Source organism: Psychrobacter piscatorii (assembly GCF_043641605.1).
Lineage (GTDB): Bacteria > Pseudomonadota > Gammaproteobacteria > Pseudomonadales > Moraxellaceae > Psychrobacter > Psychrobacter piscatorii_C.
On sequence record NZ_JBHZRK010000001.1, the window covers coordinates 143,025 to 165,718 of the forward strand.

The 22,694-nt window shown below is 41.0% G+C and carries 21 protein-coding genes; 18 read left to right on the top strand and 3 right to left on the bottom strand.

The genetic code is table 11. The annotated features are described in order from the left end of the window. The first annotated feature begins 3 nt into the window (after window positions 1–3). The 3 genes from ACHUET_RS00645 to ACHUET_RS00655 all read left to right on the top strand — a co-directional run bounded on the left by ACHUET_RS00645 (window position 4) and on the right by ACHUET_RS00655 (window position 3,281). The gene (locus ACHUET_RS00645) at window positions 4–1,104 is read left to right on the top strand and encodes a hypothetical protein (protein ID WP_394209817.1); all 1,101 of its coding nucleotides are present in this window, start codon (window positions 4–6) and stop codon (window positions 1,102–1,104) included. A 9-nt stretch (window positions 1,105–1,113) separates the two neighbouring features. Further along, window positions 1,114–1,476, top strand: a complete 363-nt coding sequence (locus ACHUET_RS00650) for a hypothetical protein (protein WP_394209818.1) — start codon at window positions 1,114–1,116, stop codon at window positions 1,474–1,476. A gap of 512 nt (window positions 1,477–1,988) precedes the next feature. After that, the gene (locus tag ACHUET_RS00655) at window positions 1,989–3,281 is read left to right on the top strand and encodes an alpha-2,8-polysialyltransferase family protein (protein WP_394209819.1); all 1,293 of its coding nucleotides are present in this window, start codon (window positions 1,989–1,991) and stop codon (window positions 3,279–3,281) included. A 42-nt stretch (window positions 3,282–3,323) separates the two neighbouring features. On the opposite strand, the gene ACHUET_RS00660 is transcribed toward ACHUET_RS00655, so the two are convergent. Continuing rightward, window positions 3,324–4,274, bottom strand: a complete 951-nt coding sequence (locus tag ACHUET_RS00660) for a capsular polysaccharide export protein, LipB/KpsS family (RefSeq protein WP_394209821.1) — start codon at window positions 4,272–4,274, stop codon at window positions 3,324–3,326. A gap of 145 nt (window positions 4,275–4,419) precedes the next feature. On the opposite strand from ACHUET_RS00660, the gene galE reads away from it, so the two are divergent. The 4 genes from galE to ACHUET_RS00680 all read left to right on the top strand — a co-directional run bounded on the left by galE (window position 4,420) and on the right by ACHUET_RS00680 (window position 9,543). Further along, the gene (gene galE, locus ACHUET_RS00665) at window positions 4,420–5,478 is read left to right on the top strand and encodes a UDP-glucose 4-epimerase GalE (protein WP_394209823.1); all 1,059 of its coding nucleotides are present in this window, start codon (window positions 4,420–4,422) and stop codon (window positions 5,476–5,478) included. A 69-nt stretch (window positions 5,479–5,547) separates the two neighbouring features. Continuing rightward, complete coding sequence (locus ACHUET_RS00670) at window positions 5,548–6,420, top strand: UTP--glucose-1-phosphate uridylyltransferase (protein WP_394209825.1); 873 nt, start codon at window positions 5,548–5,550, stop codon at window positions 6,418–6,420. A gap of 2 nt (window positions 6,421–6,422) precedes the next feature. Then, the gene (pgi, locus tag ACHUET_RS00675) at window positions 6,423–8,102 is read left to right on the top strand and encodes a glucose-6-phosphate isomerase (RefSeq protein WP_394209827.1); all 1,680 of its coding nucleotides are present in this window, start codon (window positions 6,423–6,425) and stop codon (window positions 8,100–8,102) included. A 34-nt stretch (window positions 8,103–8,136) separates the two neighbouring features. Beyond that, entirely contained in the window at window positions 8,137–9,543 is a 1,407-nt protein-coding gene (locus ACHUET_RS00680) for a UDP-glucose/GDP-mannose dehydrogenase family protein (RefSeq protein WP_394209829.1), read from the top strand. Window positions 9,544–9,608: 65 nt separating this feature from the next. On the opposite strand, the gene ACHUET_RS00685 is transcribed toward ACHUET_RS00680, so the two are convergent. Continuing rightward, window positions 9,609–11,096 carry a phosphohexomutase domain-containing protein gene (locus ACHUET_RS00685; RefSeq protein WP_394209831.1) on the bottom strand — a complete coding sequence of 496 codons (1,488 nt, stop codon included), beginning with the start codon at window positions 11,094–11,096 and terminating at the stop codon, window positions 9,609–9,611. A 138-nt stretch (window positions 11,097–11,234) separates the two neighbouring features. Between ACHUET_RS00685 and mazG the strand changes: the two genes are divergently transcribed. The 8 genes from mazG to yjgA all read left to right on the top strand — a co-directional run bounded on the left by mazG (window position 11,235) and on the right by yjgA (window position 18,827). Further along, window positions 11,235–12,101: a nucleoside triphosphate pyrophosphohydrolase gene (gene mazG, locus ACHUET_RS00690; protein WP_394209832.1), complete on the top strand. Its 867-nt coding sequence runs from the start codon at window positions 11,235–11,237 to the stop codon at window positions 12,099–12,101. Next, window positions 12,085–12,477: a ComEA family DNA-binding protein gene (locus tag ACHUET_RS00695; RefSeq protein ID WP_394209834.1), complete on the top strand. Its 393-nt coding sequence runs from the start codon at window positions 12,085–12,087 to the stop codon at window positions 12,475–12,477. The genes mazG and ACHUET_RS00695 overlap by 17 nt, the downstream gene beginning before the upstream one ends. Before the next feature lie 166 nt (window positions 12,478–12,643). After that, window positions 12,644–14,842: a polynucleotide adenylyltransferase PcnB gene (gene pcnB, locus ACHUET_RS00700; RefSeq protein ID WP_394209836.1), complete on the top strand. Its 2,199-nt coding sequence runs from the start codon at window positions 12,644–12,646 to the stop codon at window positions 14,840–14,842. Between the two features lies 1 nt (window position 14,843). Continuing rightward, complete coding sequence (gene folK / locus ACHUET_RS00705) at window positions 14,844–15,365, top strand: 2-amino-4-hydroxy-6-hydroxymethyldihydropteridine diphosphokinase (protein WP_394209838.1); 522 nt, start codon at window positions 14,844–14,846, stop codon at window positions 15,363–15,365. Window positions 15,366–15,478: 113 nt separating this feature from the next. Beyond that, window positions 15,479–16,279: a 3-methyl-2-oxobutanoate hydroxymethyltransferase gene (gene panB / locus ACHUET_RS00710; protein WP_394209840.1), complete on the top strand. Its 801-nt coding sequence runs from the start codon at window positions 15,479–15,481 to the stop codon at window positions 16,277–16,279. A gap of 66 nt (window positions 16,280–16,345) precedes the next feature. Next, window positions 16,346–17,248, top strand: coding sequence for a pantoate--beta-alanine ligase (panC, locus tag ACHUET_RS00715; protein WP_394209842.1), 903 nt, complete (start codon window positions 16,346–16,348; stop codon window positions 17,246–17,248). A gap of 51 nt (window positions 17,249–17,299) precedes the next feature. Then, a complete protein-coding gene (rapZ, locus tag ACHUET_RS00720) occupies window positions 17,300–18,265 on the top strand; it encodes an RNase adapter RapZ (RefSeq protein ID WP_394209844.1) in 966 nt (321 codons plus the stop codon). Between the two features lie 49 nt (window positions 18,266–18,314). After that, window positions 18,315–18,827, top strand: a complete 513-nt coding sequence (yjgA, locus tag ACHUET_RS00725; RefSeq protein WP_057757930.1) for a ribosome biogenesis factor YjgA — start codon at window positions 18,315–18,317, stop codon at window positions 18,825–18,827. 198 nt (window positions 18,828–19,025) lie between these two features. On the opposite strand, the gene ACHUET_RS00730 is transcribed toward yjgA, so the two are convergent. After that, the gene (locus ACHUET_RS00730; RefSeq protein WP_394209846.1) at window positions 19,026–19,646 is read right to left on the bottom strand and encodes a thiol:disulfide interchange protein DsbA/DsbL; all 621 of its coding nucleotides are present in this window, start codon (window positions 19,644–19,646) and stop codon (window positions 19,026–19,028) included. A gap of 505 nt (window positions 19,647–20,151) precedes the next feature. Between ACHUET_RS00730 and ubiG the strand changes: the two genes are divergently transcribed. The 3 genes from ubiG (at window position 20,152) to ACHUET_RS00745 (ending at window position 22,669) form a co-directional block, all read left to right on the top strand. Next, on the top strand, window positions 20,152–20,979 hold the full coding sequence (gene ubiG / locus ACHUET_RS00735; RefSeq protein ID WP_394209848.1) for a bifunctional 2-polyprenyl-6-hydroxyphenol methylase/3-demethylubiquinol 3-O-methyltransferase UbiG: 828 nt from the start codon (window positions 20,152–20,154) through the stop codon (window positions 20,977–20,979). A 67-nt stretch (window positions 20,980–21,046) separates the two neighbouring features. Next, a complete protein-coding gene (locus ACHUET_RS00740; RefSeq protein ID WP_394209850.1) occupies window positions 21,047–21,757 on the top strand; it encodes an HAD family hydrolase in 711 nt (236 codons plus the stop codon). Between the two features lie 75 nt (window positions 21,758–21,832). Then, a complete protein-coding gene (locus ACHUET_RS00745) occupies window positions 21,833–22,669 on the top strand; it encodes a YciK family oxidoreductase (protein ID WP_394209852.1) in 837 nt (278 codons plus the stop codon). The last annotated feature ends 25 nt before the right edge of the window (window positions 22,670–22,694 follow it).

Consider the following 22,694-nt stretch of genomic DNA (forward strand, 5'->3'; position numbering starts at 1 on the left):
AGATTGAAAATTGCTTTTTTATTCAAGAAGGATTCTCATCTTAAGGCTGTCAAATCGACAGCCTTAAGAATATGTGCCCAGTACCACTGTGAATCCACTTTTATAGGGATAGATTCACAATGTTTATGTAGTCATGACTCTTATTCTGTAATTTATATCGCTAAAGAAAATTTAAAAGTCTTATCAGAGTATGATTATGTGATTGCTTGTTTAGGTGGGTACTTATTAAATCAAACAGTCGCTGTATTGAGAGATACTAATACGAAAGTAGTATCAATATTTCCAGGTATCGTGAGTCACTACCAACTTGACGCCTTTTTAAGTCGTCTAAATGCAGATCAGGTCTGGTTAAACTCAAAGGCTGACTTTGATTTATATAATAAAATATGTAAGATACTGAACTGTTCTAACAATAGTTTTTTATATGGAATGCCTTGGATTAACTTAGAACTGATATCTAAGAATAATCTAGATGTTAGCAAAAGATCTGGCAATGCGATTTTTTTTGAGCAAACTGAACTATTTTTTAGTGAAGAGGAAAGGGTTTTTTTCTATAGAAAATTAAGTTCAATTTTCTATAGAAATCAAAATTTACTATTTAAATATAAAACTAGAAGGAATACAGATAGTATTTACTTTGAAAATTTGAGGAAAAATATAAGTAGAAATATCAATGTTAAGGTAGTCGATGAACTTGATGAGTTAGATATTTTAGAGGCTGACTTTTATCTTAGTATATCTTCATCTGCTATAGTTGAAGGTTTAATTTATGGAAAATATAATTTCTTAGTTATTAAAGATCTTATAGACCAAGAGTCGTTAGAGTTTTTCAAGAATAGTAATCTATTTTTGAAAAAAGAGATCCTAGATTATAAGAACGTTGTGAATGATTTTTGGTTCAATTTAAGAGTTAAATCTCCAGAAAAAACTGTGGACCTTTTGAACATAAAAAAGAAAAGATCCAAAAGGTTTTTTAAAAAAGATTTGATAGTTTATTATTTGTTGATTGTACTATCTTTATTTAAAAAAGATTTAATTAGGTTTTTATTTAATAAGGAGAAAAAATCGTCTATAGCTAAATCTATAGACTATTTAAATTTATAGGGTGAAATAGTGTACTGGAATAAAAGGTCTAAGTATCTAGAAGAGCTGAAAGACTGTAAGAATCTCTTTAAAAATAGTAACTTACAGCAAGATAGTTGTACGGACAAATTATTACTGACTCAAGCCTTAAATGAGAATGTTGGAGTAGAGAAGTTAAACAATGTAAATAAATTGCTCAAAGTGGAGAAGAATGTAGAAGATCTCCCAGTAATAATTGTGTTTCAGATTTTTGTAGAAAAATTTGTTAAAGATAATTTAATCAGAGGTTTCGATTTACGGAAACTAAATGATAGTGAACTAGGGTTTGTTTTTGGAAGGTTTTTCAAGAATGATAGTGATTTTAATTATATATTTGTAAAAGATAAATTTTAACTCTGGTATCTACTAGGATTTCTTCTAATATTAAATACATTATTTGTTAGTTTAAAAAGCTTAAACGCTAAAAAATATATACAATAGGTTTCTCAGCAGGAGGATTTGCTTCTATATTATTTGGACATTATTTGAGAGTATACATTGCTTTTAGTTATTATCCTCAAACTTTAGCTTTCAGTGCTTTTACAAATATTTATAGAGATACCATGAACTTTAAGTTTAATTTATCTTTACTGTCAGTATCAGATTTAGCTCTAACTCAAAAAAATTCTGAAGGTTTCGCATGTCGTATAATAATTAGTTATTGTGGTAACTCGAAAGTAGATATTAATCAAGTTAATCGTTTAAATGTTAACGATTCTGATATTGAAATAAATAATTATTCTTGTAGATTTACATAATCTATTTGAAAATTTAAAAAGCTCTAATGAGCTTGATAGAATAAGAAATTACATCGATAATTATTTAGAGAAAATTTATGTTTAATAATTAAGAGAGATAATAGAAATATGAGTTCTTTCATAAGTAGAAACAACACTTATTCAAAAATTGAAGATTTACCAACAGGTCTGTTATATAAAGTAACTAATGCTTTTGTTATATCTAATTTAGGTCAACTAAAACATGTTACTGGCCTTATTAAAAAAGAAAAAATTAATGACTGTTTTTTACTAGTTATCTATACAGAGGCTAACCTTAGTGTGCCTAGAGCTATACATGATAGTTTCGATTCCTCTATTTTTGACAAAGTCTTGTTTTTTAAATTACCTAATAATCCTAATAGTATAAACTTTAAAAATATTAAATACATAGAATCTAGTTATAGAAAGATAATTCATCGTATTAGCCCAAGTAGACTTTATCTTAATAGTTTTCAGTTTCATTATGCTGTTTTAGCTAATATCTCAAAGCAGTTAGGGTCAAGTGTTATTTTAATAGAAGAAGGCTTAGGAACTTATAGATTAAGTAATGAAGAGTGTTATGAAAATTTTAACTCAATAGACTCTAAGTTATTAAGAAAAATATCAAAGGAAACCTTAAGTAAGACAGAAATTTTTAAAAAATTATATAAAAGATATAAGATGACAAGAGAGTTTGCTACCGAATCGAAAAGATTTTTCAGGAAGTTTTACCTTAGTCCAGAAGTACAATGCAGAATAATAAATTTCTATCCTAATTCAAACCTCAAAAGCTTCTATAAGCCTTTCTTAGATTTTGATGAAGCATATACTAGCTTTCCCGCCTTAACTAAAGATAAGTTCAATGTTAAGAAAAATAACTATTACTTTTCTTTTGAAGAACCTACTATAGATGAAAGGCAGTATGCTTTATCTATTATAGAGAAGTATAATATTAAACCAGAAGATTATTTATATCTCAGTCAAAAATTTAATATTAACAGAGTCGAGTACTTGTTAATTGTGAAGCATTCCCTCCTCAGGTTATTAGAGGGTAATGATTCAATTGTTTTTGTAAAGCTACATCCCAAACAGGAACATGAGTTAGTATTACAGGGTTTTCTGGAAATGGAAAAAGAAACACAGGGTAGAATTAAGGTTATAGAAGAGTCAGGTTTTTTAATAGAGGAAGTTATAAAGCTTTCTAAAGTTCAAGGTGTTATAGGTATAACTTCCTCTGCTCTGGTTTACTCTTCTCTTATTTCTTCAGAGTGTAAGTCTTATTCAATTGCAGATACTTTAGTTATTAAATTGATTGACCATAAAAGAAACGAGAAAGGTATTGCTATGATAAAAGACCATACTAGAATACTAAAACAGTTTGAAAATATACAGTTTATATAGATTTTCTAAGGTCCAGAAATTAATATCTAATAGGTTTTTTTCTTAATAATTTAGATAAATTAGTACTACCTGAAAGAGCATACTAGAACTCAAATAGATTTTGTCATAAAAAGGTCGCCCCAATACGGTGACCTTTTTGCCTCTCAGCAATGCTTCAAATCCACCTAACGACGTAATCGTATAGACATGATCGATAGTTTCCAGTGCATCGACCAAATGAATAGATTGAGTGAGTGTAAGGCAATCTAGTTCAGCAAGAGTATTGATGGTAGAAAGGTCATTGAGTGTCATCGGATGTGGCTTGACGATTATCTGAGCTTCAGGATTCTCGTCTATTGCTTTATTCACGACATCGAGTAACGTAATGTCCTCACCGCCACCGTATTTCAACGAATCATCATGGGGTACCTGTCCTAATACCAGAATACGTTCTCTATTCTTAACACCATATAGTGGTGCAACATCGACATAGGGTTGATGGTTGTATTTGCTCACTCTACGAGATACATAATAATCAAGCATCTCCTTTGCTAATGCCTCATCATATCCCTCCTGCTCAAAGTCAAAATTTGCAATGAGGTCGGTCAAATCGTTTGGACGAGTGGTATCAAAATACGGCGCTTGGCTATCCATTACGATAGACAACGGCGGCGTGTTACTATCATCATTAGGACCTGAACGGATAAAACCATCCTCTAAGAAAAAAATATCTAAACCTTGCTCACGGATATAATCGATAAAGTATGAAGGTGCCTTATAGCCCCAAATATAGATGACAGGATTGACCTTTTTGATAAAAGGTTTGAGCCAAAGGTTGAAGTACTTTTTATCAAAGTGTCGCTGTATTTGTATATGTGTTGACTCCAATACCCATTCGCTGACGATATCTTTCCATGGCAGCATACCAACCACTAGCGCTAAACGCTGGTCAGGGGAGCGATAATGCCTGTAGTAGCCTGATAACAGTGGTTTAAAGTAATTATTAAATTTCATGATGTGGTCGATGGCTTGGAATATTAGCGAAAGATTGGATATATATTATTAATATATTTACGTTGGTAATGTATTGTAGTTCCCAGTATAGTTGCATTTATGAGCAAAGACGAATAACTAATTCATAAAGTAACGGATCGATGTTATGAAAAACAAAATATTAGTCACTGGCGGTGCTGGATATATTGGCACTCACACTTGTATAGCACTGCATGAAGCAGGCTATGATATTGTTGTATACGATAACTTATCCAATAGTAGTCGTGAAGCGATTAACCGTGTCTCTACTCTTATTGGACAGACAATTGAGTTTATTGAAGGGGATATACGAGATCCTGAATTACTTAGAGAAGTCTTTGCTTCGCATGAATTCTTTGGCGTGATCCATTTCGCTGGTTTAAAAGCTGTTGGTGAATCAGTGACTAAGCCTTTACTTTATTATGATAACAATGTCAGCGGCACCATTACCTTATTAGAAGTTATGGCAGAGTATGACGTCAAGAATTTAGTGTTTTCTTCATCTGCTACGGTTTATGGCGATCCTGAGACCTTACCTATTGACGAAAAATCTCCACGTTCTTGTACCAATCCTTATGGACAAAGTAAACTTACTGTTGAGCATATTTTAGAAGATTTGGCCACATCCGATAGTAGTTGGAATTTGATACCTCTTAGGTATTTCAATCCAGTAGGCGCGCATCCATCAGGGCAAATTGGGGAAGATCCAAATGACATTCCTAACAATTTGATGCCTTATATCTCGCAAGTGGCTGTTGGCAAACTCGAAAAGCTGAGCATCTTTGGTAATGACTATCCTACTATAGATGGAACAGGTGTACGTGACTTTATCCATGTCACTGACTTGGCTCATGGTCATGTATCAGCGCTTAATTATTTAGAGCGGCAAACCAGTTCAAGACACCCTTCAGGTATGACAAAATCAGTAGGTTTTCTACCGATTAATCTAGGAACTGGCAAAGGTACCTCTGTATTAGAGTTAGTGAATGCTTTCACTGAAGTGACTGGAAGAGATATTCCTTATCAATTTACAGATCGTCGAGCAGGTGATATTGCGAGTTGTTATGCCAGTGCCAATAAAGCGAAATTGCTGTTAGATTGGCAAGCTGAATTATCAATTACTGATATGTGTAAAGATACATGGCGTTGGCAGAGCATGAACCCGAATGGATACAATGTGTCTTGATACTTGTTAAGCTATCATCGTTTATCTGCTACCTTATTCTCACTTAACTTTTGAAATAGTCTTATTTATATGAAAAAAATCACTCACGCTGTCATTCCCGTCGCAGGCTTTGGTACACGTATGCTACCGCTGTCGAAATCTGTGCCAAAAGAGTTGTTACCGCTTGGTAATCGTCCTGCTATCCATTATGTGGTCGAAGAGGCTATCACTGCGGGTATCAAGCATATTGTCTTGGTCGGTCATGCACAAAAAAGCGCGATTGAAAACTATTTCGATATCAATGCTGAGCTAGATAATCAATTGCGTCATAAAGGCAAAGATGAGTTGGCTGATAGCTTAAATTGGTTGCCAGAAGATATGACTGTGTCGATGATACGTCAAGGTAAGGCGTTAGGTTTGGGACATGCAGTACTGGCAGCGCGACCAATTATCGGTGAGCATGACTTTGCCGTATTACTCCCCGATGTCGTTCTCGATCCGTTTACTACTGACATGGCTGTTGATAATTTGGCCTTTATGTTAGATGTGTTTGCTACAGATGGTCATTCACAGATATTGGTTGATAACGTAGCAGACGAAGACGTGCATAAGTATGGTATCGCTAAACTCAGTGAGAATAGTGATATGAATAATCAGGCAGATGTGAATGCTAGCTTTAGCGTTGCAGGTTTTGTAGAAAAACCCAGTTTGGCAGATGCGCCTTCCAAGCTTGCTGTCGTAGGACGCTATGTGTTTAGTCATCATATCTTTGATTATTTGGCTAAGACAAAAGCCTCAGTCGGTGGTGAGATTCAACTGACTGATGCTATTGATGCACTTATTAACGAATATGGTGTAAATGTCACAACGATGCGTGGCAACAGTTATGATGCAGGCGACATGCGCTCTTATATGCAAGCGTTTATCTATTTTGCCGAGCAGCAATTAGCAGATGATAAATAGCGATGGATGAGATAAAGAACGATAAGAAGTATCACAGCGCTCGCCGTTCCAAATACTGGGAGCAGTTGCAAACACTTGCGGCGCAGCCATGGTCGCTGGCAAGTTTATTCGCGCAAGATGATAGTCGTGCTACACGCTTTAGTACGCAAGCTGGTGCGCTGTACATGGACTATAGCAAGCAATGCATTGATTCTCAGGTATTGGACGCTTTATTTCAGCTAGCAGATAGCTGTGAGTTGTCCGCTCGAATTGATGCGCTGATGCAAGGCGCGATGGTCAATAATAGCGAAGAGCGAGCGGCCTTACACACAGCACTACGTCTGCCTGAGAATGCAGATCTACAAGTTGGTAAGCAAGATGTAGTTGCCGACGTACATCATAGTTTGGCACAGGTAGCGAGACTATCCGAACGTGTACGTAGTGGCACATGGCGAGGGTTCTCAGGTAAGGCTATCACTGATGTGGTTAATATTGGCGTTGGCGGTTCTGATCTTGGGCCGCTCATGGCGACTGCTGCGCTTGATGAATGGGCAGATACGGACATCGATGTACACTTCGTCTCTAATATGGATGGTACTCAGCTTGATAATCTGCTAAAGCACCTAAATCCTGAAACCACTTTATTTATCATCTCTTCTAAGTCTTTTGGTACGGTTGACACCTTATCTAATGCCAAAACCGCACTGTCATGGTTACTTGCGATGGCGACGCTGCGTGCGGGTACAGAGAACAGTGTGTTGCGTCGGCACTTTATTGGAATATCAGCCAATAGTGAAAAGATGAGCGCTTGGGGGATACATCCTGAGCATCAATTAGAGCTTTGGGAGTGGGTTGGAGGCCGGTTTTCTTTGTGGTCAGCGATTGGGCTAGCCATTGCTATTCGTGTTGGTATGAATGGGTTTAGGGAGCTACTAAGTGGTGCTCACAGTATGGATGAGCATTTTGCACAGGCGCATTTTACAGATAACTTACCAGTATTGCTAGGGCTGCTAGCTGTATGGAACAGTACGTTTTTGAAGGTGAATGCCCATACCGTACTACCTTATGATGGACGGTTGGGTTATCTGCCTAGCTACTTGACCCAGCTTGAAATGGAAAGTAATGGCAAGTCGGTCACTCAGCACGGCGATCATATTGATTATGATACTTGCCCAATTCTGTGGGGCGAGATTGGTTCAAACGCTCAGCATGCCTTCTATCAGTTGCTTCATCAAGGCACACAGCAAGTCTCCTGTGATTTTATTGCTTGTGTACGCCGTTATAGTGGCGAGGTACAAAACGCCTCGTTACAGCAACAGCATGAATTATCTTTAGCAAACTGCCTAGCGCAAAGTCGAGTCTTGGCATTTGGCAATGCGGCTGTCACAGATGCCTTAAATAGTGATGAAAAAACGGTATCTAGTGCGGATAAATACAAATATTACCGTGGTAATCAACCATCAACTACCTTACTTATTGATGAGCTTACGCCTCATAGTTTGGGTGCGCTGGTTGCGCTCTATGAGCACAAGGTCTACGTGATGGCTAGTATTTGGGATATCAATCCGTTTGATCAATGGGGGGTTGAGATGGGTAAGCAAATGGCAGAGTCTGTGCATGACGCTATGCAGCAAGAGACTCACAGGCAATTTGACACCTCTACCGACCACTTGCTACAGCATATCAAAAAACTTTCTCAGTAATATTGATCAATCAATAACGTAAAAAGGTACACTCATGGGGACTGCTACAAACGATCAATTTACGCCTTATAATGAATTTGAATCAAACCCATTGACTAGTTCCAATGTGTGTGTGCTGGTCGGCCATAGTATTGAAGCGATTACCAGTGCAGTGGTGCTGGCAAGTTTAGGTCAACGCATTCATCTGTATGCAGATATGGATTTATTGGCTCAGCAGATACAGCAATATAGCTTTGAGCACCATTTGCAAGCGCTATGGCAAATGTATGTACAGCAGCAAGTCATTACGAGTCAAGCATTACCAGAGAGTGCAGAGACGTTAATACAATATTATGAAACGGCAAATCATGATGGTAGCCAAGTCGTCAGTCAGAGCATTCATAGTAATGATCAAAATAAAGTGGCGCTTTACTGGTTGTTTTTAGACAGTATCAAGCCAACATGGAACGACGACAGCTGGATTACGGCATTTAACCATAGTCACCAACAGGTGCTGCCTGTGATTATGAGTGGTATTGAGCAATTAGGGGCTATCTCAGCGCTATCTGAGCGTTTACAGCGCGCTTGGGTTTATTATGTCCCGTTCGTATTTTTACAAGACGGTGATGCTTATAATTCCATGTTGAACCCTGCATTATGGTTGCTGGGTGAAAAAACAGCAGACAGCAACCAACATTTAGAGATGTTACAGCCGTTAATGCAGCATGCTCGCGCCGCTCATCATGCCGATATCGCCACGATAGAGTTTGCGCGTAGTAGCATTATGGCGATGCTCGCGACCCGAGTAAGCTTTATGAATGAGATGTCACGCTTGGCGGATAGCCAACAGGTAGATATCAGTCAGGTGAGTCTTATCATGGGGTTGGACGAGCGCGTAGGCAGTAGCTATCTACAGGCAGGCTGGGGGTTTGGCGGTAATACACTACCTACTGAGCTGGCTAAGTTACAGCAGTCGAGCAAAATGCATAGTTTAGACATGCCTCTTTTACAGTCTGTCGTGCATATTAACGAAGACCAAAAAGAGCTGATATTTCGCAAGTTTTGGCAGTATTTTGATGGCTTCATTGATAACAAAACCGTCATGATCTGGGGCGGCAGCTATAAAGCAGGCTCAGGTCGTACCGCAGGCTCAGCCATTCATCCATTGTTAACGTTACTCTGGTCTTATAACATCTGTACACTGGTCTATAGCGATAAGGCACAGGGTGAGCTTGCTGCACTGTATGAACAACAACCTTTACTTGAGTTGACTAGCAGTCCTTATCAGAGAATCAATGATGCTCAGGCCGTTTTTTTGATCAGTTGGTCGCCACGAGATCGATTGGATATTGATAAAATCAATCAGCAAGCCATGCCAGTATTTGATGCGCAAAATACATTTACTCGATCGCAAATTGATCGCTTAATAGGTGACTATGTAGGCATTGGTCGATCTAAATAATGTTATTGAAGTTATCCATTATTAAAAAAGCTCGCTAATGATTATTAGCGAGCTTTTTTATCGCTTTACGCTGGTATTGCCCCTTGTGCTGCTAGCCATTGCTGAATTTCTTGAGTTTTATCAGACAATAACGCTTGATCGCCGCGACTTTCGATATTCAATCTGATAAGTGGTTCAGTATTTGAAGCACGCAAATTAAAGCGCCATTCGCCAAAATTTAGGCTTAAGCCATCAAGCAGAGATTTAGTTGGATTCTCTACACTAAATTTTTCTTCAATGGCACTGATGATCGTTGGGGCATCATGAGTCGTGAGGCGAAAATTGAGCTCACCTGAACTAGGATAAGACTGAATATAGCCTGTGACCAATTCTGATAGGGTCTTACCTGTGATAGACAACAGCTCTATCGTTAATAGCCAAGGAATCATACCGCTGTCGCAATAGAAAAAGTCACGAAAGTAATGATGGGCGGACATCTCACCACCATAGACCGCACCTGAATGACGCATGACTTGTTTGATAAATGAGTGCCCAGATTTACTGATGACGGCATTACCATTATGCGCTTCGATAACGGCTTCTGTGTTGTATATGACTCGTGGATCATAGACGATTGATTCACTCGGGTATTTGTTCAAAAAAGCTTGAGCGAGCATACCGACGATATAGCTACCATCAATGAATACGCCATTTTCATCAAATAAAAAGCAGCGATCAAAGTCACCATCAAAGGCAATACCAAGATCCGCTTTGTTTTCCAAAACGGCTTGCTGAGTCGCCAGTCTATTGGCTTCAATCATTGGATTGGGGATACCGTTAGGGAAGCTACCATCAGGCGTATGGTGTAACGTGATAATTTCAATGGGTGCCCCAGCTTGCGTCAGTTTATCGACTAATAAATCAACGACAGGACCTGCGCTACCATTACCAGAGTTAATAATAATTTTAAGCGGCTTCAATTTATCAACATCAACAAAAGTCATGACATGATCGATATAAGCACTTTTATCAGTCAATAATTGCAACTGTCCTGATGGGTTATTAGCGGTGAATTGTCCTGATTCTGCCAATGCCTGAATCTCTGCCAGCCCGTCATCCGCACTGATTGGTTTTGAGTGCTCTTTGACCAGTTTTAAACCATTATAATTGATAGGGTTGTGGCTCGCCGTGACCTCTATACCGCCCAGCGCCTGATAATAACTGGTAGCAAAGTACACCTCTTCCGTACCACTCATGCCCAAATCAATAACGTCGACGCCTGCATCAACGATGCCTTTGATAGCGGCTTGTTTTAATTGCTCACTAGAGTGGCGGATATCACTACCAATGACGATAGCAGGTTTTAGAGTTGCCATATCATCAACTTGGGTTTGAGCAGATGCCTGATAACGCTGATATAAAATCTGTGCAAACGCGCGCCCGATACGGTAGGCAATCTCTTCATCGAGATTGACTCCAAGCTCACCGCGAATGTCATAGGCTTTAAATGAGCTAATAGTAATAGGGTCGAATGTTGCGGTTGGTTGATAGCTGGTGGTCGCAGAAGTGGACATAATGATAAAGTTCCTCGCGCATGAGCGGTGGTAAAATGAAGTCGTCAGTAGCACAATTATAAGCCAAGCTGTGTTCAATGATACACTAACTGTTAGACGAATCAGCAAACAACACATAAAACGATAAGAGCCATCCTTATGAGTATTTCAGACAATAAAATTACCGTGCCTAAGCCCGTGCAAGGAACGCCGGACGCTACTGGCGAGCTTGATGATTTACTGGCTTTGATGGCCCGTCTACGAGCAGATTGTCCATGGGATAGGAAACAGACCAACCATAGCCTTATTCCGTATGCCATTGAAGAAGCCTATGAGCTGGGTGAAGCGGTCCAAAGCGATGATGATGAAGATATCAAAGGCGAGTTGGGTGATGTGCTGTTACAAGTCATCTTTCATTGTCAAATGTACGCTGAACAAGGGCGTTTTGATATGAGTGATGTCATTACGACCTTACAAGAAAAGCTGGTTCGCCGTCACCCTCATGTATTTGAAGCGGAAACGCTCAAGGACGATGCCGCGGTAAAAGTACGCTGGGACGAAATCAAAGCGGAAGAGCAGCAGGCACGCGAGGCACGTGGCAAGTCAAAAAGACGCTTAGATCAAGTGAAAGCGGGTAGTGCCTTAATGCAGGCACAAGATGTGCAAAAACAAGCGTCAAAGCTGGGTTTTGATTGGGACGGTATCGCTGGTGCCGTCGAAAAGCTGGATGAAGAGATTGCCGAGCTAAAGCATGAGCTAACAGATAAATCTATAGTCGAGATCAAAGACAATATCAGAGAGGTCGAAAAAGAATTAGGCGATTGCATGTTTGCGCTCGTCAATGTCGCACGCAAACTGAACCTCGATGCAGAAGCCGCTACCTTAACCTGCGTGCACAAGTTTAAATCACGTTTCGGTTATATTGAGGAGCAATTAGCATTAAGTGGTAAGCGTTTGGAGGACAGCGATATAACCGAAATGGATGCATTGTGGGAAGCGGCGAAACAACATGAACGCTCATCATAAAATCTCGTCTCGCAGCTATATTTCGCCTAGCAGCTATATAGCAATGTCTATTGCTGGTCTTTTATGTGCTCTGCTGATTCTTAATAATGCCCACGCTGCTCCCTGTTTTGACAATCCTCAGCGCGCTTACACTTATCTGTTAGCACAAGAAAATGCCAAAATACAGGCACGAGATGAAGCCACCGTAAATATCAATCGTGCCAGTGAAGGCGAGCTGGTATCGCTAAATGGTATTGGCAGTAGTAAAGCACAGGCGATTATTTTATATCGTGAAATGTTCGGTGAGTTCAAAACAGTAGATGAGTTAGCAAAGGTGAAAGGTATTGGTGCAAAAACGCTTGAGAAAAACCGAAGACGCTTAAGTGTGCAGGATTAATAGCGGTATTTTACATTAATCAATCCCAATATTGACAAAATAGCATGTAAGTAAATGTCATAACACACCCAGCACGTGCAAAATTTGTTAAACTAGCGGGTACATCCGCCTGATAAACGCTGTGTTATTCAGGGGTGGTTAAAGAATACCGGCGAGGAGTAGATGCATGGCCGAGCGTGCCGCCAAGCAGTTAGAACTGAATAAATCTGAATTACCCAATTCCATTACTGAAGTGATTGCCACATTGACCCGAGCTGGGTTTGATGCGTATATCGTTGGTGGTGGTGTGCGCGATACCTTATTGGGTCTGCGCCCAAAAGACTTTGACGCCGTAACTGATGCCAAGCCGCACGAGATTAAAGACGTCTTTGGCAAGCGTTGCCGTATCATCGGTCGCCGCTTCCAATTGGCACATGTATATTCAGGTCGCGAGTTAATCGAAGTGGCTACTTTCCGTGGTCCACCAACGAGCAATGCCAATACCAATCAGGATGGGATGATCCTGCGCGACAATGTGTGGGGCGATATCAAGCAAGACTTTGCCCGTCGTGACTTTTCTATCAATGCGCTTTATTATCAGCCGCTCAAAGGCATCGTCCATGATTTTTGTGGTGCGCTTGATGATATTGATAACAGAATTATTCGTCTATTGGGTCATGCGCCAGTGCGTATCGAAGAAGATCCAGTCAGGTTATTACGTGCCCTTCGATTTAAAGCCAAATTGGGCTTTGAGTTTGATGATGCGTTGTCCGATCAATTCCATGATGGCAACTGGGCGCTGCTTGAGCAGATATCGCCACATCGTCTCTACGATGAAACACAGAAGATGTTTACTGGTGGTTATCTAGTACCATTATTGCCATTATTGTTTGAGTCTGGCGCGATTGATAGCCTCATTATTTATCCACCAGCCGAACCAAGCGCCTTAGTTAATCAAGTGGCAATCAATACCGACAAGCGTATTGCGGCAGGCAAAAGCATCAATCCAGCGTTCTTTTATGCGGCGCTATTGTGGGAAAACTATCTGCATCAATTGGCAAAAGCTAAAAAGCGCAATATGCCGTTTGCTGAAGCACAAATGCATGCCGCTGGTAAAGTCATTGACCGCCAACGTATCAAAACTGCTATTCCAAAATTTGCTGAGCAGTTTATCCGTGATATCTGGATATTGCAGCCAAAACTTGCCGCTCCGCGTAGTAAGCAAATCGTTCAGCTCTCTGAGCATCCGCGCTTTCGTGCGGGTTTTGACTTTTTATTATTGCGTGAGCAATGCGGTGATGCCGAGCATCCATTGTCAGAGTCGACGAATGACATGGGCGAGTGGTGGCAGACGTATCAGACATTGTCTGAGCGAGAGCAGCAGCAAGCGATTGAAGCGTTCGACGAAAATATTCGCCGCGGTGCCTATAAAAAAGGGCAACGTAGCCGCGGACGCAATCGTCAAAAACCAGAAGCAAATATCACTGATCACTCACCATCTAATCAGAGCAGTGCAAAACAAAGCAAAGCTAATGATAGTACTGAGAAAGATAGAAAGGATCAGGCAATGGTAAACGATTCATCGAATATCCCAGCACGCCGTCGTCGCGCTGTCAGTCAGTCTAAAAATGACAGCAGCAACAACAAAGCATACAACACGCAGCAGGTAAAGCAAGATAGCAATGAGCTTGCTCAGCTGCAAAAGCTATCGCTTGCTAGTAATAACCAAGCGACAAACAAACGCCATCACTCTAAACCTGCGCCACTGTTCGTTATAGAGCACGAAAAGGTCGTGCCACCGCTACAAAAGCAGCTGCCAGCTGAGAGTACATCGCAGCCGAAGCGTACGAGCGCACCTGTGCAAAAGCAAGCGCCGACTAATAACGACACCCAAAAGCAAACGGATAAAGCTGATCGTTCAGATAACACTCAGTTGTCTCAAGCTAGTTCGTCAGAGGTTAAGACATCATCTGATCAGGCAAGATCAACTCGCTCAATCGCCAGATCGCCTGCGTTAGTCAGTATGAATAACGAGCCGATTCCGCATAAGCGTCGCCGTCGTCAGCCCACTGTTGATAGTGCAAATAGTGTCGAGTTGCAAAGCAAGAATGATAAAGAGCAGTCAACAGCGAAGTATGCGAGAAAAGCACCTAAGTCAGTAGCTAAACTGGCTAGTTCAGCTGATACTACAGAAGCAAAAACTGTAGAGCGTGAAGTGACGAAGAAAGCGGCTACACCAGCAAAGGCTAAGAAATCAGTCAAAGCAACCACAGCAAAAACTGAGCAAGCTGCTAGTAATCAAGCCCCTGCTGTTAAAGTGACCGATGATAAAGGCCCTGTGCCATCAAAACGCCGTCGCCGTCAGCCTAGTACTGAAAGTGCCTGATATGGATAACATTACGAAGGAGAGTCACTGGGTTACCTGTTATGTGGGCCTAGGTAGCAATTTATCTAATGAGTTGGGCTCGCCTACAGACCATTTGCAGCAAGCGTTTGAAAGCATGAAAAATAGTGAGAAAATACGCGAAATTAGCGTGTCTTCTTTTTATGCGTCAGCGCCGATGGGTCCACAAGACCAGCCAGATTTTATCAATGCGGTTGCTAGGTTTGAAACGATAATGACGCCTTTTGAGCTGCTTAGTTTTTGTCAGCAGTTAGAAGAAATGGCCAAGCGGGCACGTTTGCGCCGTTGGGGTGAACGTAGTCTAGATGTCGATATTTTACTATATGGTGATATGCAGATTGCCGAACCACAGCTAACGGTTCCGCACGCTGGACTATGCGAGCGTAACTTTGTATTGATACCACTGCGAGAGTTAGCGTCAAATTTGACTATATTAGACAAACCAATAGCTGACTACCCACAAAGTCATGATTGGACAGGCTTAAAATTATTATCAAATGACTGATCTGCAGTGGCTTATCATAAAAAGTATCAGATACTTTTTATGATAGCTCACTAACGCTAGCTAAAGTGATAGATATTGATAAGTAAAGGCATTGCAAGTTAATTGAGGGTCATATGACAACATTATCTACGTTAAATAAATTTAAAAAAGATGGTACTAAGTTTACTTGCTTGACGTGCTATGACTCAATGTTTGCACGGATGATGGATAAGGCACAGATCGATACGATTTTGATTGGTGATAGTCTAGGTATGGTCGTGCAAGGCCACGACTCAACGCTACCTGTGACCGTCAATGATATGGCATATCACACAACCAATATCGCCCGTAGTAATAAACACGCATTGATATTGGCTGACCTGCCGTTTATGAGTTATGTGACACTGCCAGAAGCCGTCGCTAATAGCCGTACATTGATGCAAGCAGGGGCGCATGTCATAAAAATCGAAGGTGGTAGAGAGCTGTGTGAATTGGTAACGACCTTGGCGCAAGCAGGTACACCGACTTGTGTGCATCTTGGTTTGACTCCGCAGTCTGTGAACGTGTTTGGCGGTTATAAAGTTCAAGGTCGCGGTGATGAAGCAGCTGACAAACTACTTGCAGATGCCAAGGCAGTCGTCGATGCTGGTGCTGCATTACTAGTACTAGAGTGTGTTCCAGCTGCGCTTGCAAAAGCAGTGACAGACGCTGTCGCTGTACCGGTCATTGGTATTGGTGCTGGAGCCGATACTGATGGTCAGGTATTGGTTATGCATGACATGCTAGGTATGGCGCATGGCCGAGTGCCACGTTTTGTCCATGACTTTTTAACTGATGAGCGTAATAGCGCACACAGTATCGAAGGTGCTTTTGCGCTCTATCAGCAGTCAGTACGCGAAGGTAGCTTCCCGACTGAGCAGCACCAATTTAGCTGATTTTGAAGTTATCAAAGTTATTTAAGCTATTGAACAACAGAACGTTTGAATAGAAGAAAAGTAATCATGTCTCCAATTATTTATCATGATATCTCGTCATTACGTGAAGCGCTTCAGCCTTATCGTGGCCAGCAACGTGACAAACAAGGCCGTCAGCAGCGCATTGCGCTAGTACCAACGATGGGTAATCTGCATGACGGTCATTTTGAGCTGGTAAGAATTGCCAAGCAGCATGCAGATGTAGTGGTGGTCAGTATCTTTGTTAACCCTACTCAGTTTGGCGTTGGGGAAGATTTTGACAGCTATCCGCGTACGCTAGATGCAGATGTGGCTAAGCTTGCGACAGTGAATGCAGATTATGTGTTTGCACCTAGCATTGATGCAATGTATCCAGTATTACCACCACCTACTGCTGTGTTGGCAGGGGTTGTTGCCAATCAGTTATGTGGTCAATCACGTCCTGGACACTTTGATGGTGTTGGTATTGTTGTCGCTAAATTATTCAATATCGTACAACCAGATGTGGCAGTATTTGGACAAAAAGACTATCAGCAGCTTGCTATCATTAAGCAGTTGGTACGTGACTTGAGTTATCCTATTAATATCATTGGTGCGCCTATTGTTCGTGCTGATGATGGCTTAGCGCTATCATCGCGCAATCAATACTTAAGTGCAAATGAGCGTCAAGCTGCCCCTGTATTACATCAAGCATTGCAAGAATTAGCGCAGAGTTTGAAAAGTACGGCTCTTAGTCAGCAAGTATTTGATAAGCTATTAGTAGAGACGCGGACACGTATCAGTGACGCAGGTTTTATTATTGATTATCTAGAAATAAAGACTGAGGAGTTAGGTTCTGTCGTAAGTGACTCTAAAACCTTTAATATAGAAAATAAAAACATCGTTATTTTAGTCGCAGCATGGCTAGGAAAAGCGCGCTTGTTAGACAATCAGTTGGTAGTGGTAAATTAGCTTTTATGACATAGCAGTAGACTAGTTACAATAGACTTGGATGAGTAGATCATGGGTGTAAGTCAGGATCAAAATAGTAATGCAGCAGCAACGATAGCGGATCAGACGTCTACGAATAAGCTCAGTATATTGGTGGTCTCAGGGCGTTCAGGCTCTGGTAAAACCTCAGTATTGAATATCTTAGAAGATCTAGGCTATTACTCTATTGATAATCTACCGCTGTCTTTGTTACCTAATGCTGCTCATAAACTGGTTAATGAAAGCGGCATTCATCGTATTGCGCTGGGTGTCGATATTCGAACGCCACGTGCTGATTTATCTAACTTTGCAGTGACATATGCTTCTCTCAAGGAGACTTATGGGTCGCATGCGGTACAAATTTTATATGTGACTGCACAAGAGAGTACGCTGATAGCTCGTTTCAATGCGACGCGACGCGTACATCCGCTAATGTCACAAGATATTGATAGTGATAACGCTAAGCATATTGCCTTTAATTTACCTGCTGCTATCAAAAAAGAAGTTGAGCTATTAGAACCAATTGCTGGTCATGCTGATATTAGGATTGATACCAGTAGCCTAAATATTCATCAATTAAAAGATAGCTTGCGTGAACACATAGGTATGGACAATCAGATTGTCATCAATCTACTGTCTTTTGGTTTTAAATACGGTAGCCCCATTGATGCCGACTTTGTGTTTGATGTCAGAATTTTACCGAATCCGCATTGGAATCCTGAGTTACGTGACTCGACAGGTCTAGATACCGAAGTAGGCGCGTTCTTCTCTGATTATCTGGAAGTAGCAGAAATGATGGATGACATTGATAAGTTTTTAACTCGTTGGCTACCAGAGTTTTTGCACAATAATCGTCATACGGTCACAGTTGCCATAGGCTGTACGGGCGGCAAACATCGCTCTGTTTTTATCACTGATCATCTACAACGCCGCCTTGCTGACGCTATGCCTAAAGGTGTGAAGGTATTGGCAAAACACCGCGAAAAAAGTCGTTGGTAGTGATGTCAGATACTATTTAATTTATTAATTATTATTTTGGAAAGCTTTTATGATTGACTGGAAAGAACAGGATATGCGCGTCTCGCGCACAGAACTCAAAAAAGCCCATGAGCGCTTGCAGCAATTATCTATACCGCTTGCTAGCTTATCGAAAAAACAGCTAAAAGCCTTACCTGCCAGTGATTATTTTATGGCGGAGCTAATGGCATTGGCTGATATTACCAGCGCCAATGCTCGTAATCGTCAGACCAAACGTGTTGGCAAGCTTATGATTGAAGAGAATCGCCATGAGCTGATAAAGGCACTATTTGATGCCTTTTTTCCTAAAGAACAAGTCTCAAAAATAGAGAGCTGGTACGAGCGCCTGAATATCAATGATGAAGGTACGCTTAAGCAGTTTGTGAAGCAATATAAAGCTTCTGAGCACCACAGTATGTATCAGTTATTATTGTGGATAGAGTATGCCAAACATATGCAAGATGATGAGTTGCTGGCAGAATCTAAAGCAGATTTGGCAAGTTATATTCGTGAAGTGGCTATTTTATCGCAGCTGAAGAAATAGCATCTATAACCAAGCTAGAAATCTATTAATTAGAATTTTATTAGTTGAAAGATTAGTAGTTAAAAATGAGTAATTAAAAGACGTATAGCTAAAAGGTTAAGATGCAAAAAAGCCAATCAATTTATGATTGGCTTTTTTGTTCATGGCGTATAGATAGATCGTACGTCATGTGAGTTATTCAAGTACTTATGGCTTGAATTATTTCTTTTCAGCGCGGGTTTTGTCAACTAAATAGTCAACAACTTTAGCGACTTTAGCATTTTCACCAGTTACCACATATTTGCCTTGTACAACGACAGATGGAACCCCAGTGATTTGATAACGCTTGGCGCCTTCTTGAGAGCGACCAATTTTTGTACCAACAGCGAATGAATTATATAGGCTGTTAAATTTCTTTTCATCAACGCCTTTTGATGCATACCATTTGCTTAGTGACGCTTGATCAAACAGTTTTTTACCATCTTTATTGATAGCGTCAAATAATGCGTCATGAGTTTTGCTTTCAAAGCCTAAAAGCTGAGCTGCATAGAAACCGCGAGCATTGGCTTCCCAAACAGGATTAAGTGCTGCTGGCGTTTTGAAGAAGGCAACATCTTTGTCTTTAGTTTTTGCCCATTTTTCCATATGCGGGTTAAGCGCATTACAATGTGGGCAACCATACCAAAAGAATTCACGAACAATGATAGCATCACCGCTGATCTTCTCTGGGTTGTCTAGCACACGGTAATCTTTTCCAGCGACATAGTCTGCAGCTTGTGCGCCCATAGAGGCAAGTCCAATGGCCATGGCTAGACCAGTCAGTGTGATGACACGTTTCATACTTTATCCTTGAGGTGTGGAGACTTAGAATGGGTTAAGAGGTTGGTGTCTATATGGTTGTTAAACATGTGACACTCTAAAATATATAGCTTTTAAAGCGTCTAAACCAGACAGTGTCGAGTATAATCGAACAATAGCAAAGTATCGACTATGATAACGTAAAATGTATGTACTTGTGAATCGCATTCTTAACCGATAGTTGTAAAGCTGTTAGCTATTATTTAAGGTATATTGCTTGTTACTTTCTGAACCTACTGTTTCTTAAACGTCTGCTTTATTTCTATATGGGGTTTAAGAGATTTAAAAGTATCAGGATGCGATATTGTCACGAGGATACGTATCTTTTCTATATCAAGATACTGCCCAAAAAACAGGGTAAAGTTTAAGCCTATTCACAATCGCTGACGATGTGCTTACGACAAAACTGCTACTCTCATGCTAATATTAAGCACATAACCGTGCACTGTAAACGATAATAACGATAGTGACAATCAAGGAACATACCATGAGCTCAGCTTTAAATTCTTCATCAACTTCGAGTGATCAAAATAATAATAGCGCTTTCAATAATACAGGGTCTAACACCATCAACGTGGATCCTAGCGAAGTCGAAAAATTTAATAACTTGGCGAGTGAGTGGTGGAGTAACACAGGGGCGTTTGCAACGCTACACGAGATCAATCCATTACGTCTAAACTGGATAGAAGAAAACGTCAAACGTGGCTATCAAAACGCTGCTAATAAAATCGCTGAGCAAGGACTTGCTGGCAAAAAAGTACTTGATGTAGGGTGCGGCGGCGGAATATTGTCAGAATCTATGGCTCGCCGCGGTGCTGATGTGACAGGGATTGATTTAGGTACAGAAAACCTAAAAGCTGCTGCGTTACATGCAGAGCAAAGCCAGTTAGAGAGTACGCTTCGTTATCAACATATACCCGTTGAAGAGTTGGCAAAAACGCAGGCTGGTCAGTTTGATGTAGTGACTTGCATGGAGATGCTAGAGCACGTGCCAGATCCTAGCTCGATTGTGCAGGCTTGTTATGAGTTACTGGCTCCTGGCGGTGTCTGTGTGTTATCAACGATTAATCGCAATCCTAAGTCTTATCTGTTTGCCATCGTTGGTGCAGAGTATGTGCTGCGATTGCTTGATCGCGGCACCCATGACTATGCCAAATTTATCACGCCAGCAGAATTAGACAAAATGGCCCTTAATACTGGATTTGTTCGTCAGGATATTATTGGTTTGCATTATAATCCGCTGACCAAACGCTACTGGCTTGCCCAAAACGTCGATGTTAATTATATGATAGCCGTACAAAAGCCACTAGTCTGATGCTGCAAGCGTCCATTTATTTGCCATACTTTCACTAAACACGTCATCAATCTCAAGAGCATTCACTATGACCCAATTTGTAAAAGCTGTTTTATTTGACCTTGATGGGACATTAATCGATACTGCTGCTGATTTTGTTCGTATCATTGGCAAAATGAGTCTCGAAAATGATTGGCAGGCACCGCCTGAAGCAGAAATCCGTGAGCAAGTCTCTGCGGGTGCGTCAGCCATGGTGCAATTGATGCTAAGACATAACGATCAACTCGAAGTCAGCGAGGAAGCGTTGCTTGAGTTTCGTCAGCAGTTCTTAGATGATTATGAAGCAGATATCTGTGTCGATAGCTGCTTGTTTGAGGGGCTTGAAGCTGTGTTAGTTGATTTAGAGAGCAAAGGCGTACCTTGGGGTATCGTGACCAACAAGCCTCGCTATCTGGCAGAAAAACTATTAAGTGAGATGCAACTGGATCAACGCTGTGCGGTTTTGGTCTGTCCAGATGATGTATCACGTACCAAGCCAGACCCAGAGCCAATGTATATGGCGCTAGAAAAACTGGGTATCCCACGCGGTGCGGCAGGCTGCGTACTTTATGTCGGTGACCATGTACGTGATATTGAAGCTGGCAACGCTGCTGGCATGCCAACGATTTTGGCCGCTTATGGATATATTCCGCCTGAAGATCAAAAGTCTTTAAAAAAATGGGGTGCCGATTATATTACGGATACGCCTGAGCAGTTAAATAAATTACTGCTATCGTCTGGTAAGTTTGAGTATTTATAGACTGCTACATATCACCAGATTTACAACCATAAGCACATATCCTCAACGATTTAATGATAAGTAGTGAGCAATGCCATGAGTGACAATAATAACCAACCAGTCGATCCACAAGACAATAAACAAACTGTTCAAAGTCCTATTCAGCCTTTGACACATGATGATATTCGTAGCTTTGTACCGTCAAGTAACTGCTTAGATGGTAAGACTATTTTGGTGACTGGAGCAGGTGATGGTATTGGCCGTGTTGCTGCATTGACCTATGCGCGTTATGGCGCCACTGTTTTGTTACTAGGTCGTACCAGCAGCAAGCTCGAGTATGTCTATGACGAGATTGAGAGCCTTGGAGGTAAGCAGCCTGCTATGTTGCCGATGAATCTAGAAGGGGCGACTTACGCTGAAATGCAGCAGCTCGAAGGGCTAATTAATAAAGAAGTCGGCCAGTTAGATGGCATATTGCATAATGCTGGTGTATTAGGACAATTGACGCCGCTTGAGATGTATGACGTCGATACTTTCGCCCAAGTGATGAAAGTCAATTTCACAGCGACTTTTATGCTGACTCAAGCGCTATTGCCGTTATTAAAAGATGCTGATCATGGCTCTGTTGTCTTTACCTCTAGCACGGTAGGTACACATCCTCGCGCATTTTGGGGTGCTTATGCACTCTCTAAACAAGCAGTAGAAGGTATGAGTGATATCTTTACTCAAGAGACGCAGAACACCACCAATCTACGTTTTAACTGCGTTAATCCAGGTGGTACTCGTACGAATATGCGTGCGCATGCGTATCCAGGTGAAAACCCTATGAGTTTAAAAACACCTGAAGATATCATGGCAGGCTACGTTTGTCTGATGAGTGATGAGAGCATTGGCGTACGTGGTCAAGTGGTTGAGCTACAGCCAAAAGATTAAGAGGTGTTACTTAAACTTGCATGAA